This window comes from Psychrobium sp. 1_MG-2023, assembly GCF_030689115.1.
Taxonomy (GTDB): Bacteria; Pseudomonadota; Gammaproteobacteria; order Enterobacterales; family Psychrobiaceae; genus Psychrobium.
Genome location: NZ_JAUYVJ010000022.1, coordinates 59529 through 74145, shown reverse-complemented (window position 1 = coordinate 74145; position 14617 = coordinate 59529). Strand labels below are relative to the sequence as shown.

Here is a 14617-nt window from a genome sequence, read left to right as displayed (position 1 = left end):
GTGGAATTGGTAGACACAAGGGATTTAAAATCCCTCGCTCATAGAGCGTGACGGTTCAAGTCCGTCTCCGGGCACCACCTCATTTATATTCACATTGATAACCATTGTCAGTGCTGAATGATTTAACATCAGTTAAATCGACCACAGATTCGCTTAGCGAACATCCGATGCCCGGGTGGTGGAATTGGTAGACACAAGGGATTTAAAATCCCTCGCTCATAGAGCGTGACGGTTCAAGTCCGTCTCCGGGCACCACCTTTATTCTTCAAGATAAAAACTAAAATACTATTTAATACATCTTATCCCTATAAAAATTCACATCAATAATAAACTTAGTGCTTAAGCTGTTGTCTACTAATACCTTGTTATTATATGGATATAGAAATGATAAAGCTTCATCACTTCAGTGCTGTTTCATTGTTAATTGCCTTATCGGCCAGTTCAGTAGCCGCTGAGATTAAATCTCTTTCTTCACTAATAGCTGTACCTGCTCAGCACAATGGAAAATGTGTCCAGACGGCAGGGATACTCAGTGTTATTCAACAACGTTTATATTTAGATCGTGAAAGCTATGCTTCTCAGGTATACGAAAACTCAGTATTGCTAAAACATGACTTTGATGTGAGCAATAAGTATTTAGAGGGGAGAATGGTACGCTATATTGGCTTATATCAGACAACTGATAAGGAGCACGGTAGTCTGAGTGGTTATTTTGATAACTTCCAAACTATAGAAGTTTTAGGTAAGCGGGCATTCAATGAAAAAAGAGTGAATGTTATCGGTGTTTCAGAGTGTAAGGAAAACTAATATTTGTTTTTATCAAACCTTTATTGGATGAAAATTAGGTATAGGCATCAAGGTGAAATTTATAATATGACCAGCTCAGTAAGGTTTGTTCCTGTTCTTTTTATGTTTAAGAGTATGATTTAAACAGTTCGTCATGATTAAATACACTTTTTGGGTTCTGGAAACCATACAATTGAAAGGTATTATAGGGTGAGAGGGTATTGAAGGCTTTTAGCGGACTTATGATAAATAGAGCACTTTGGGTGATGACGTTTTTCTTTTCGTCTGTTGCTTTTAGTGACATTCCAAACACTCCTTCATATAGAGTAATGACAAGTACAGAATTTCAAGCATATTTTGAATTCACGTCATTTATTACGGATGGGTTTTATAGTTACTCATTAGTGCCAAAGCTAAATAATGCATATTGTGAGAATGGACTTGTTTCAGGAGAGATAAGTATCATGGCGGGTAAAAAGAAAAGGTTGCTTATATCTAACTCTTTGAAAAAGCTTAATATAAGTCAATTTACTTCGTATTCACTGTCTTTTAGAACAGCTGAAAAACTTACAGGTATATCCTTTACATACACTTTGGAGGGGTGCCCTCAGTTGAATAAATCAGATGCACTATTATTTAACAAGTTTGAGTAATTGAACAAATAGTAAATGAAAGAATAATTAAATAAGGGGGGCGGGCATAAATTTGGCCTTGCCCATCTAATTTGAAATTAAAACCTCGCACTACAACCTGCGGGGCTTTTTATTGCTCGAACGCTAGTGAATCCATACAGAAGCGCTATAGTCATAACAGACTGTAATTATTATGACTAAACAATAGACACCCATAAAATTTAGACGGCTCATTGATTTTAGACTAAGCGACTGATCATCAATTATTTATTGGGAGGGTTGTGATAGCTATTGTTAGAGTCAGTTTAATCGATTTATCTGTAACACCTTATTATCATGTGATTAGTCGCTGTGTACGTCGTGCGTTTTTATGCGGTGAAGATATGAGCCACATAAAAAAGTAAAATTTCAGTCAATATACCCAATGAACCGGAAAGGCTTTTTTGTCCAGAAAAGGCCACTTTCAGCCTTAAAGTGGCCTGTTCCGGTCCGTAGCAGTTAACTTATAAACACTGCGTTAACGATTAGCGTTTCAAACTTGGTAGATTAAAGAATAATAAAGGACTGCATCAGCAGCCTTTTCATGGAATTAAAACCTTTGCTAGACAGTTTAGAATATCGCTGGTTTAAAAGTATTTAAGCCAGCGAATATCCCGACGGCGTTGCTTAAGACGCCCAAACCAACGTGTCATAAAGTACAGTGGAATAATTAACACTATAAACATCAGCCACAGGTAACCTAGGTGATCAAAACCAAAGTATTTCCCTTGAGTTTTACCAAAGGAAATGACAAAAACTAAATAGCTGATACCAATCATATAGAGATGGGTAATATAAAAAAACATTGGGGCTGAGCCAAAATGCGTTAGAGGGCGTACCAAATAGTTAGTTGTGCGGCTATCGAAGTAAGCGAGGATCAAACAGCCTACCCCTGAGGTAAAAAGGATAAATAAAAGCGATGGTGGGTATTTGGTCAGGGCAAAAAAGCTCATTATAGTGATACCAATGTGGTCACCGCCAAACCAAGGGCTATCGCCGTATACATTAAGACTACGAAGTAGTACAAAGCTGACTAAAAGCCCCCCACCAATTTGCAACAATCTTCTTGGGTTGAGCTGATTAGTTGTCGAATTATAAATTAAAGGGCCTATTAAGAAACCCAATACCATAATTGAAGGCCAAGGGACCAGTGGGTAGCTTGTACGTGCTTTTAGTGTAGTTGTGAGCTCAATCCAGTCTCGTTGATGAATGATAGCCCATAGTGTATGTAAGTGGTGTTGGCTATCTAGGATTATATTATCTAACATATTGTGACCAGCGATGCCTACAATAGCAATTAACCAAAGTGCACTTCTTGGTAGGTAAATAAACATCGACATTAAGATCATACTTAAACCTATCACCCAAATGACTTGCAGGTAGAGCTTTTCCGGTGGCACAGTACCTGTCCACGCAATACTTATTACAGTGATTTCCAGCATAACTAGTAATAGGCCACGGCTAAATAGAAATTGAGCTAGCTGCTTACGACTATGATGCAAACTATAAAGATAGGCCGACAGGCCTGTTAATAATACAAAAATGGGCGCACATAACGAACTTAGCAGTCGTAAAATAAAATGACTGAAATCGGTGTCTAAAACATTGACGGGATCGCCTATTTGAACATGTAAAAAGAATACGTCGCGAATGTGATCGATCAACATAATCACGATAACTAATCCACGTAGAGCATCAATACTGGCTAACCTTGAACCTGTTTTGGTTTTATTGCTTAAATGATGTTGATTTTGTGTTTTCATAAGTTACATCAGTGATGACATGATCACTAACTTCCTCCAATAAGAGTTGAGTTTGGTATGTTATAACATAACCGTTAGGTGGGGTATTTATTTCTTGATGTGTAGGCTTTTTTATCTGCTTGAGTTAACTTGTTATTTAATTGAATCGTTTAACTTCGGTTGATTAATCATCAAGAGGGCGCATAGGTCAATCAGGGACGTTACCAATATGAGCCTAGTTTATGAATAAAATCCGCTATCCATCAAAATAGAAAGACATAATAATGGAGAGGCATCAGTTCCCTTATCATTCAATTGTCGTTAAGTCTTTGCTAATCTGGTTTTTCTATTGCCTTACAATATAATTATCGTTAATAAATATCTGTTCACAGCTATCAATGCCCCCATCCTAGTAAATGCTAACTTGTGATGAAATTGTTGGTTGAGTGATATATTATATAAAATAAAACGCTTACCATTTCTCGGGGCTTTGTAGGGTATATTTTTTGCAAAAAGTTCGTTTAATTCATCTTATCAATACTTTAACCGTCTCTCTGTTGATATTGTCAAGCTCCCTCTTAGCGACCGATTATAAAGTTACGCTATTAAACGAAGATGATGGCTTTGATTCGTCGGTTATCTTTTCTATTGTGCAAGATAAACATGGCTTTCTATGGTTTGGTAGTGGCTATGAAGGCTTGTATCGATATGATGGTAAAAAAGTTAAAGCATTAAAACATCAAGCGGATAACACTAATTCTTTACCCCATAATAATGCAGGTAATTTATTCATTGATAACGCTGATAAGCTTTGGACGGGCAGTTGGGGTGGCGGGGTAAGTCAATACGACCAACAGTCAGCTACTTTTACCCGTTATCATCATAACCCTGATGACATTAGCACGGTAAGCGGCTCTTATGTACAAGAAATATTTCAAGATCGCCAAGGTGACATCTGGGTCGGAACGTTTAGAAGCGGCCTCAATAAATTTAACCCTACGACACAAACCTTTAATCGCTATCCTTTTGGGGCCTTAAACAATAAAGCCACTTCAAGTAGCCGTATCTGGGATATTATTCAAGATGGTGATGAGAGCTTATGGATTGGTACCAGTTATGGTTTAAATCATTTTAATAAACAAACGAATAAGTTCTCTTACTATATTCCACAGGAAAACAAAAGGCAGTTAGACCAAAACAAAATCCGTAAAATAATTAAAAGAGAAGATGGCCACCTGTTGCTGGCAACAGACATAGGTATGTGGAGCTTCAATATTGAAAGTAAAGTATTTACCCCACTACATACTGAGTCAAACGAGAAAATTAATGAAGTATTCTCGATAATTAAAACCTCGTTTAACCAATATTGGTTAACCAGTGCGCATGGTGTATTTTCATTTACTGCCTCCGATCCAATCTTAAGAAAAGTGAACCTAGGGTTCGATGACTCATGTAGTTCCACTTTGTTTGAAGATAGAGAAGGTAATATCTGGCTGAGTTGTGAAGGCGTTGGGATTTATAAAATTATAGTCAATGAAACTTTCAGTTTGATTAAAGATGATGTGATAAAAAACCCTCGAACTATCGCTCTACGAAATGATGAGACTTTGTTAATCGGTACCTATAATGGCATCCTAAACTTTAATCCAACTAGCAAACAGACCAAACCATTATCATTACCTGATGAAACCACAAGAAAAGTAAATTACCTTTTTGAAAGTAACAATGGCGACCTTTGGTATGTGAGTGAGCACAACTTATATCGATCAAATGCTGAAGGTGTCACAAGGATAACTGCGCCCACAGACCATCCTCATAGAGAGCTATTTCAAGAAATTGCTTATTTAGCTCAAGATGCCTTAGGCCAGATCTGGATTGGAACGTTACATAAGGGTGTATTTATTATTGACGAGATTAATAATGAGTTTACCTACCTTGATGTAACTGACTCATCAAAAGGAATAAATCATAATAATACAACCTCACTTTATCGAGATCGTGACGATAGAATGTGGGTTAGTTCACTTAACGGCGTTAATCTTTTTATTGAACAAACTCGCCAATTTAAACATTTTTATTTTAGTAGTAATGAAAGTCTCGATACAGGTAATAATGTGGGGCACGTTGTTTTTCAAGATCGTAAAAAAAGAGTGTGGGTTGGAAGTGCAACGGGGCTTCATTTATTAAATGAAGAGACGGGTCAATACACTACCTTTAACGTCAGTAAAGGGTTAGCCAATAACCGGGTGAAAATAATTACTGAAGATGATTACGGAAATTTATGGTTAGTGACCGATATTGGCGCCAGTAAACTCAATCCTGATAATGGTAAGATAAAGAACTATGATAGTCGTGATGGTTTATCATCATCTCGTTATTTCCACACAACAGCGACCACGTCATCGGGCATTATTTATTTCCATAGTAAAGATGGTTTGCACACGATAAACACTCATTTAATTCATGAACAGGGTGAGCATAAAAAATTATCGAATACGGTACTCAGTCACTTTGAAGTGTTAGGCTCTACGGAAAAAGAACCGTTATATTACCCTCCAATAACAACAGAAATAAACTTAGCGCATGATGAAAATGATATAAAATTTGAGTTTGCCACCTTAGATTTTTCCAACTCAGCGCAAATTAACTACATGTATCAACTTGAAGGCTTTAATGATAGCTGGGTTGATAACGGTAAAAATAATAGCGCGACCTATACTAATCTAGAAGGTGGGACTTATACCTTTAAAGTGCGTTCCCTTTATCGTGATAATGAGTTTTATGACCAAGGTTTGTCAATCAAATTAACCGTTGAAATACCTGTATGGCAGCGGTGGTGGATGTATGTTATCTATTGCGTTGTCGGGTTGCTACTGCTGCAATTTTATATAAAACGTAAAAACCAACAACAGCAGCAAGAGATTGAAAGACAAAAACTCTTTGTGACCGAACTTGAGCAACAAGTGAAAGAAAAAACCGCTTCGATAGAGCAAGAATCAGAGAAAAGGCTTGAAGCAACACAAGTTAAAAGCCAGTTTTTGGCTAATATGAGCCATGAAATTAGAACGCCACTAACCTCGATTATTGGTCAATCTGAGGCGATTATTAATGATGAGATTGACCCTCGCGATCTACACGCCGAAGTGGAAGTGATTTTTAATCAAAGTCACTATTTACTTAAATTAATCAATGAAATACTAGATTTAAGTAAAATTGAAGCAAATAAATTTGAGTTAAATATACAAGAGCATAATGTCAGTAAACTGGTTAGTGAACTTAATCCTATTTTTAAAGATCAAGCAAAAGCGAAGGGTTTGCTGTTTAAAATAAGCTACAACATACCGAAAAATTTATATATTAAGATTGATGAAGTACGATTGAAGCAGATCTTAATTAACTTATGTTCTAACGCAATTAAATTCACCAACCATGGTTCGGTATCAATCGATGTATCACTGGAAAATGACCAACTTTATTTTCATGTCCGTGATACCGGGATCGGAATGACCAAGGAGCAACTTTTACATATTTTTGATGCCTTTTCTCAGGGAGATAATAGCATTAGCAGGCGCTTTGGTGGTTCGGGCTTAGGGCTAAATTTATCTGAACAACTAGCAGAAATAATGGGTGGCTTTATTCAAGTTGAGAGTGAGCTTGGAAAAGGGAGCGTACTTTCTCTGGTTTTACCTCATGTATCTCATATTACTGCTCAAGGTAAATCCCATGATTCAGGCTTTATGCCACTTGTTTCTTATAACAACCTACGTTTAAAGGGCAAGATATTGTTAGCTGAAGATCATCATGATAATCGACGCCTCATCGCCCGACTACTAAGCAGGCTCGGCTTAGAGGTTATTGCAGTCAGTAATGGTCAAGAGGCTATTGATATGTATTTCAAGCATAAACCGTCAGTGATACTCCTTGATATTCAGATGCCCGTAATGGACGGGATTGATGCCATCAAAGTTTTAAAAGAACGGGGCTGTCATGCAAAGATCATCGCATTAACTGCCAACGCGATGCTCCATGAAATCAAAGAATACTTAGCGCTTGGCTTTGATAATCACTTAACAAAACCAATCGAACGAAACAAGTTTATTACAACAATTGCACAATTATATCAGACGGAAGCGCCGCTTGATGATGAGCAAATGGAACAACTAGAACAGAACCTCAACCGTGTTGATATGTCAGATTTGATTGCGAAGTTTGTTGAAAGTTTAGTTGATGAACACGAGACAATTTTATTCAACCAACAAAACAATGACCTTGATAGTATCGCAAAACAAGTTCATCAACTTGCTGGGGCTGCGCAAATGTTTGGCTTTTCTGAGTTAGCAGACTGTGCGGTAAAAGTCGAAATAGCGATAAAAACTAGTGACGTTAACAATATACAATTGTTAACGAACTCACTGATAGATGAACTTGAAAATATTTTAGGATTTTCGAGCCGTGAATAGTGTGATTTCACAGCAGGAAAACTACTTAGAACATAGCCGGTGAAGACTCAGCAGATAAGCGCAGTGTTATGTAAGGCTTGTTAATACCTAGTTAGTGGAGGTGAATGTCTCATCTCTAACCATGTGGCCAAAACCATTGTGTCACCTGACAAAACGCTGTACTAATGCCCAAAGCAAACATAGGGTATTGATACTTATCTAAACATGGCTAATTTCAAGCGCTATGTTCGCTACAGTCAATAAAGAATACAGTTAAATTAAGTGAAGTAACTTGGCTGGTAGAAATTGATTTTGTACTTTTTTTGAACTAGTTTTAAAGTGTGTTTTTCTACTTTAAGTTGTTTATGATCTTACTTTACCGTTGTTCGTTTAGTAAAAAAATACTCTTTTTATTGTTATTGATGGTGCATTTTTCAGCGTTTGCACAATGTAAGTTGAATATGACATTTAAGACTGGTGACAAATACCCTTTGATGTTTGAGGCACCAGAAAATTCGGGCGTTTTTTTTGATGTTTATACGGAAGCTGCTAGGCGTATTGGATGTAAGCTAATCATTACTCGTTTACCGAAACAAAGAATACATGAGGCACTAAAAAAAGGAGATTTAGACTTCTATCCAGCGGCCTCTTTTTCGGAAAAAAGGGCCGAATATTTACATTACATCGAGGTCGGGATAACAACAAAGGAGTATGGTTTATCTTCCACAAAAATTCCTGCGATCAAAAACCTTAGCCAATTAAAAGAATACCCTAATTTGTTTTGGTTGATGGAAGCGAACAGCTCTAAAAGTGAACTTGCTGCTGCACTTGGAATCAAGACTCAGCAGATTAACTATATGAATATTGAAAAATTTATTAAATTTGTAAATCAACGACCTAAATATGAATACTTTTATATCGCCGATAAAGAAATCTTTGATACATTTCTTGTAAACCATAAGGTTACAGATTTGATAAGTCATGGTTTACGTACTCACACAAACTGTTGTGGTAAAGCAAAACCGATGTTTTTAGGGTTTTCAAAACGCTCAAAACATTATCGAGCTATCGCAAATGAGGCGTTTAATGATAAGGAAAATGTATCGGCGACAAATCAAGTGAGTAAACTAACCACTAACTCACTTGTTCACCGACTTGCTGTTGCATTACAAAATATGAAGCAGGAAGGTGTTACTGAGGAAATATATAATAAGTGGTATCCTCAGCCTGAGCGCTAACATTATTCACGGACATAAACCGTTGTCGTTATTGCCTATATTTCACCAATTTTCGTCATCTATTCGAGTCTAATGTCACCTTATTAGCCTGTTTAACCGCAGACACTCAACGATTTGTATGACTTGAGCAATTCAAGCTTCATTTCACAAAGATTTCACACCACGGCGCTTACAATTTTATTATTTAAAATATTATGTATAGAGAGCGTTATGATCAATAAATGGTGGTTAGCTATAGTGTGTTTAGGTCTGTGTCTTGAGGTACAAGCTACTGACGGCTTAAGAAACGACCATGGCATACTGAAACAAAAGATTGAACAAGCTATTGTGGAGTTTGAAAAAACACCGAAACAACAGTGGGCCTTTCAAGTCGAACGTTACGAGAATGAAGAGGGGGATATCACGAGTAGTATTGAGCAGTTTAAGCCTAATACTGATGTGGACAAACAGTGGTCTCTGATCAGTCTCAATGGCGGTGTACCTAGCGAGAAGCAACAAAGAGCGTTTTTCAAGAGTAAGCAAGATAGCCAAAAGGGGAATCATTACTCGCTAAAATTAAGCGACATCATTAACCAAGAGAGCCTGACATTTAACATGGATACTGGCAGTCATATTAAAATGAACTTTGACTTGCACGTAAGTCAGTTCGCTAAGGGGGCTCAAGGTGATTTAACGGGGACTTTATCTTATAACAAGCAGTTAGAGTTTATTGAAGAGATAGTTGTTGTTAATAAAGAGGATTTCTCGCCAATGTTTAGCGCGACAATATCTGAGCTGAAATTAACTTTTAAGTTTATAAAAATAAATGATGTGATTTTATTCAAACAACAAGAATTACAAATGAAAGGACTGTTTGCTTATTTTATTGAGATAGATGAAATTTCTCATGATACCTACTCAAATTATGAATATGTACCAATGATGAACTAGCACTAACGATAATGTGATATATGGTGAGGAGCTATCATCAATGCTCACTCGAACTGCGCTTACAAAGCCTTACATTCAGCGCCGCTATTTTTCTATATGCTTGAGATTAGTGAGAAATACAGTTGAGGTAAAGATGTACAAATCCACACATAGCACGTTAGTTGTTATATCAGTTATCGCTATATTGCTAGCCTTATTCTTAAGTGGTTGTTCACAAAATAAAATGAATGCAATGCTTGTCAGCTTAGAGTCGCGACCGCAAATGCCTAACCAGCGGCCTTACATGGTCAAGCAAGTTCAGTTCTCCGGTGGTGATCAAGGTGTGGTTTTGGCTGGGGAGCTCACCTACCCACAGGATAAAACTACTCACCGTGCAATTGTATTAGTTGCAGGCCATTCGGCAGGGCAGGCACCTGCTCCTAGGGATATGGATTTGGGCCCAGAGGCAAACCATAAAACATTTTTAGTGTTATCCCACCTCTTAACGCTGCAAGGGTATGCTGTTTTACGTTACGACAGTCGCGGCGTAGGGCAAAGCTCTGGTAGCTGGTTAGAAGCCACTAATCAGGTGTTGGCGTCCGATGCTGCAGCTGCGCTACATTGGCTGCGTACTGACGCTGGACTTAATCTGCAAGACTCGGGGTATTTGGGTCATTCGATGGGGACAGATCGCGCCTTATTAGCAACCCAATTAGAGCCAGCTGACTTTCTAATCCTTATTGCGGGCGGATTAGAGGTTATGGCCGATTTATTACTAAGACAGAATTATGAGGCGGCACAAAAAGCGGGCTTCGATCAAAATCAATTGCAGCTATTAATAACACAATATCAACATGTGTTTGATTTAATGCGTCGTGCTGAAGACCGTCATCAAGCGATGGAAAAAATTGAATCATATTTAACAGCACAAGGGGCAACTCAGCAAGACGCTCAGTTATTGGCACAACGTATATGTGATGCGGTTATCTATGCAGACTTAGATACAGATTTTTCGCCGTTGATGGCTGGTTATAAACAGCCGATATTGACCATATTAGGTGCTAAAGATACTTGGGTGTCATTAAATATCAATGAAGAGCCAATACAACAGCAATTTACAAATTCATTATCTAAACAGCGGGTATATCCAAACATGAATCATGTGTTACAACCTGCCCAGACCGGTGAGGATGACGAAATTTGGCGAATTAAGACGACAGTAGACCCCAAAATTGTCGACGGTATTGACCAGTGGTTGCTATCTGTCCAATCAACAGAGTAATAGGTTGTTCCTTTTTATTAACGTGAGATATAGTGTTTGCGTGATAAGGTTCATCAGCAAAGGGCTATTTATCAATATATGGGATGCGATTGCTTTGCTTAATGGAATCAAAAGGTTTAATGGGATCAAAAAGTTTAATAGAAAAAATGCACCTAACTAACGCCCACATTTTAGTCGTTGAAGATGATCAACGTTTAAATCAGATGATGACAGAGATGTTGCGTGCTCAATCCTACCAAGTGAGTTGTGTCTATGACGGCTTGCAGGCGATTGAGCAAATTAACCAGAATAAGCCCGACATTATTTTATTAGATATGATGCTTCCGGGTTGTGATGGTTTACAAGTATTAAGGTCTATCAATAGCAGCTTTAGCGGCATTATTATAATGATCACGGCTCAACAGAATGACTTTTTAGAAGTTTCTGCACTTAATCTTGGTGTCCATGATTATATTTGTAAGCCCGTTCGCCCGCATATTTTACTTGCTCGTATCCGCGCTCTTTCTCGCCTTAATCAAAGTAATAACATTTCTGAAACGGCGATCAATTCATTGCGAGTGCAGGATCTTGAACTTAACCTAAATGCTCGACAAGTTAGCGTTGCTGAGCAGCCAATTGAGTTAAGTGACGCAGAGTTTGACCTACTCAGCTATTTTATGCGTTATCCCAACACGATTTTGAGTCGTGATGTGTTAATCGGCGAAGTACGTAATTTAGCATATGATGGATTCGATCGGTCGATAGATATGCGGATTAGCGCTTTGCGAAAAAAGCTTCAAGACAGTCAGCCACCGTACAAATATATAAAAACAGTGCGCGCCAAGGGTTATATTTTAGTACTAGAATAAAGGTAGAATAGCTATGTTTAGATACTTGTTGAGTTATCTATCACTGACGATTGTGTCGGCAATTGTTTTTGCCGCATTAGTGCTCGATCCACTCTATGTTCAAGCCATCAAACAAGACGAGTTAGCTTATACCCGAGGCATTAACCAAGTGGTGTCTGAAGATGTGTTTGAACACCAAGAACAACAGGCACGTCTATTGTATTGGGCTGATCGCTTTAGTTATGATTTCTCGTTAAAAAAGCTGGCTGACATTCAATTGCCAGCACAGCAAATAAAACAGCTCCAAGAAAATGGTGTTTTTGCCGAGGTCCGCAGTGGCTGGGCTGTTGACAGGATTACTTTATATTATTCCCACCCTAGCTGTGATTGTTATTTAATGATGACTAAAAACTACGGTGAACATGGCTTATTCCAACAATATTTACTGAGTTTTTTATTGATAGTTGTAACGTTTATCGCGTTGTTTATTCTCTATTATACCTACCGACATAAGAAAGAAGTCACTCGACTAACCAAAGTCTATCAGGCGTATGGACAGGGCTCATTTAATATACGAGCAGAAAGTAAAACAGCGCAACCGTACGCGATACTAGCGAAAACGTTCAATCAGATGGCTGAGCAGATAGAGGCGTTATTACAAGAACAACGCACCTTGGTGCATGGGGTTACTCATGATCTTCGAACCCCGATTGCGCGATTACGTTTTGCATTAGATATGACTCGAAATTGCCAAGATTTGCAGCAGTACCAAGCAAGACTACAGGATATGGACCTAGATTTAGATGAACTCGATGATCTGGTCAATCAATGGCTGTTCTATGCTCAGGTTAGTAGTAAGCCAGCAATGATTGAGCTACAGCAGGTGGCCGTCGTTCCACTCATTAATCATAGTCTGAAGAAGTTAAGTGTTTTATATCCCGCAATCAAGGTTACGGTGGAGTTACAATCCGCGGTTATCCAAGGTAATGAGCAACTATTAATCCGTGCTGTTGATAACCTGATGATGAATGCGTTTAAATTTGCACATAGTCAAATTAAAGTGACAGTAAGCCAAGTTAATCGGCAGTTGTTATTAGCTGTTGAGGACGATGGACCTGGTATAAAAGACGAGCTACATGATTACATCACTCAGCCTTTTGTTAGGCTCGACGCTAGCAGAAGCACTGATGGTTTTGGGTTAGGGTTAGCCATCGTCAAATGTATTTTAGACAAGCATCACACACAGCTCACCATAAAGCATAGCCCGTTAGGCGGCGCATGTTTTATGGTGGCATTTAACGCCTACAATCACTAACAACCTCTGATTAGTTGTCGCTGCGTTCCTACGTATTATTTACACTAATCAATATCAGCATTTTTAAAGGCCGTTATCATCAGAGTCATAGGCGAGCTTACAATGGCTTACACAAGCATGGTGATGAAGAAGGTAATCTAGTTATCACAGTAATTGGTAATTGGAATCGTCAATGGAAAACAGATATATCGGATTAGATTTAGCCAGAGCGTTGGCTATTATTATGATGGTGATAGTCAACTATAAACTTGCAATGGAGGTAGAATCAGGCAGTGCGTTTTTATTGGGGTTGACGGGGATTTTCGAAGGCCGGGCCGCAGCGTTATTTGTGTTATTGGCTGGTATTGGCATCGCCATCTCTACCAATCGCGCGCGGAGAGAAGGTAAGAGCGATTTAATTAAACAAAAGCGTCTTCATTTAATCAAACGGGGCGGTCTATTAATAATGCTTGGCTTGTGTTTTAGTCTTATCTGGCCCGCAGATATCTTACACCTTTATGGTGCTTACTTTATCCTCGCAGCGTTATTCATTTCCTTAACTAACAAGCAACTGCTCATTTGTGGCGTCTCGTGCCTTTTGCTGTTTCCAGTGCTTCTTGGCCTGTTTGACTATGATGCAGGCTGGCATTGGCCTAGCTTAACTTACATTAACTTTTGGTCAGTGGACGGCTTTATTAAACAGTTGTTTTTTAATGGCTTTCATCCAATTTTTCCTTGGTTTTCATTTTTACTTTTTGGTCTGTTTCTTGGACGTCTCAATTTGTGGGATAAACAGCTGAGGAAAAAAATGTTGGTGATTGCTTTAGCTACGTTTACGGTGTTGGAGTTTGGTTTGCTTGTAATGCGAGGGCTAGTTAGCGAACCTGGCGGTTTGTTGACGCTAGCGGAGCGCGAAGAGTTATTGTTGGTGTTGAGCAGTGCAATGATCCCGCCGATGCCACAATATGTCATTTCAGCGACTTGTAGTGCCGTCATTATTCTTGTGTGTTGTTTACAGTTAGCTCAATCCGCTAAACATAGCCGCATTATGCAATGGCTAGCCAAAACGGGGCGCTTAGCACTCTCTATTTATGTTGGACATATTATTATCGGCTTAGGGCTCTTCGAGTTATTGGGAATATTAGAGCAACCATCGATCGCTATTTCACTAGTCGGAGCATTAGTCTTTATTGGTTGTTGTATGGTGTTTAGTGTGTGGTGGCTCAAACGATTTAACGCTGGTCCACTCGAAGGGATGTTTAAAAAACTCGTCGTTTAGTTGGCTAATGTTTGTGCTGGCTTGTAATTTTAATAGCGTACTCATTGTTTTAGCTTAACCTCTGCAACTCATCACTTATCATTCACTGATACAAGTTCAAGTATCAGTGAATGGCAGCGCGATATAATATCGCTGCTCATTCGTTTATTC

The 14617-nt window shown here is 38.5% G+C and carries 9 protein-coding genes, 1 tRNA gene and 1 pseudogene; 10 read left to right on the top strand and 1 reads right to left on the bottom strand.

Annotated features, from left to right (window positions below; translation table 11 throughout):
• The first annotated feature begins 169 nt into the window (after positions 1–169).
• The 3 genes and pseudogenes from Q8W26_RS12275 to Q8W26_RS12265 all read left to right on the top strand — a co-directional run.
• A tRNA-Leu gene (locus Q8W26_RS12275) sits at positions 170–255 on the top strand.
• Between the two features lie 129 nt (positions 256–384).
• Positions 385–807: a hypothetical protein gene (locus Q8W26_RS12270; RefSeq protein WP_101212302.1), complete on the top strand. Its 423-nt coding sequence runs from the start codon at positions 385–387 to the stop codon at positions 805–807.
• Positions 808–1702: 895 nt separating this feature from the next.
• Positions 1703–1801, top strand: a pseudogene (locus tag Q8W26_RS12265) (transposase); the annotation flags it as partial.
• Positions 1802–2044: 243 nt separating this feature from the next.
• Here the strand turns inward: Q8W26_RS12265 and Q8W26_RS12260 are convergent.
• The gene (locus Q8W26_RS12260) at positions 2045–3220 is read right to left on the bottom strand and encodes a DUF1624 domain-containing protein (RefSeq protein ID WP_101212306.1); all 1176 of its coding nucleotides are present in this window, start codon (positions 3218–3220) and stop codon (positions 2045–2047) included.
• 485 nt (positions 3221–3705) lie between these two features.
• Here Q8W26_RS12260 and Q8W26_RS12255 point away from each other — a divergent pair, with 485 nt between their 5' ends.
• From Q8W26_RS12255 to Q8W26_RS12225, 7 genes are all read left to right on the top strand, one after another.
• Positions 3706–7659, top strand: a complete 3954-nt coding sequence (locus Q8W26_RS12255) for a hybrid sensor histidine kinase/response regulator (RefSeq protein ID WP_101212308.1) — start codon at positions 3706–3708, stop codon at positions 7657–7659.
• Between the two features lie 440 nt (positions 7660–8099).
• A complete protein-coding gene (locus Q8W26_RS12250; protein ID WP_153071451.1) occupies positions 8100–8876 on the top strand; it encodes a hypothetical protein in 777 nt (258 codons plus the stop codon).
• A 210-nt stretch (positions 8877–9086) separates the two neighbouring features.
• Positions 9087–9806 carry a hypothetical protein gene (locus Q8W26_RS12245; RefSeq protein WP_101212312.1) on the top strand — a complete coding sequence of 240 codons (720 nt, stop codon included), beginning with the start codon at positions 9087–9089 and terminating at the stop codon, positions 9804–9806.
• A gap of 133 nt (positions 9807–9939) precedes the next feature.
• On the top strand, positions 9940–11067 hold the full coding sequence (locus tag Q8W26_RS12240) for a S9 family peptidase (protein ID WP_305473527.1): 1128 nt from the start codon (positions 9940–9942) through the stop codon (positions 11065–11067).
• A 119-nt stretch (positions 11068–11186) separates the two neighbouring features.
• On the top strand, positions 11187–11915 hold the full coding sequence (locus Q8W26_RS12235) for a response regulator transcription factor (protein ID WP_305473525.1): 729 nt from the start codon (positions 11187–11189) through the stop codon (positions 11913–11915).
• A 13-nt stretch (positions 11916–11928) separates the two neighbouring features.
• Positions 11929–13209, top strand: coding sequence for an ATP-binding protein (locus Q8W26_RS12230; protein WP_101212316.1), 1281 nt, complete (start codon positions 11929–11931; stop codon positions 13207–13209).
• 172 nt (positions 13210–13381) lie between these two features.
• Entirely contained in the window at positions 13382–14467 is a 1086-nt protein-coding gene (locus Q8W26_RS12225; protein ID WP_101212318.1) for a DUF418 domain-containing protein, read from the top strand.
• Positions 14468–14617: the final 150 nt, after the last annotated feature.

Bases quoted from the DNA above. Each gene is read 5' to 3' on its own strand.
- Q8W26_RS12270 (WP_101212302.1), top strand. From the start codon at position 385: ATGATAAAGCTTCATCACTTCAGTGCTGTTTCATTGTTAATTGCCTTA.
- Q8W26_RS12260 (WP_101212306.1), bottom strand. From the start codon at position 3,220: ATGAAAACACAAAATCAACATCATTTAAGCAATAAAACCAAAACAGGT.
- Q8W26_RS12250 (WP_153071451.1), top strand. From the start codon at position 8,100: ATGACATTTAAGACTGGTGACAAATACCCTTTGATGTTTGAGGCACCA.
- Q8W26_RS12245 (WP_101212312.1), top strand. From the start codon at position 9,087: ATGATCAATAAATGGTGGTTAGCTATAGTGTGTTTAGGTCTGTGTCTT.
- Q8W26_RS12240 (WP_305473527.1), top strand. From the start codon at position 9,940: ATGTACAAATCCACACATAGCACGTTAGTTGTTATATCAGTTATCGCT.
- Q8W26_RS12235 (WP_305473525.1), top strand. From the start codon at position 11,187: ATGGGATCAAAAAGTTTAATAGAAAAAATGCACCTAACTAACGCCCAC.
- Q8W26_RS12230 (WP_101212316.1), top strand. From the start codon at position 11,929: ATGTTTAGATACTTGTTGAGTTATCTATCACTGACGATTGTGTCGGCA.
- Q8W26_RS12225 (WP_101212318.1), top strand. From the start codon at position 13,382: ATGGAAAACAGATATATCGGATTAGATTTAGCCAGAGCGTTGGCTATT.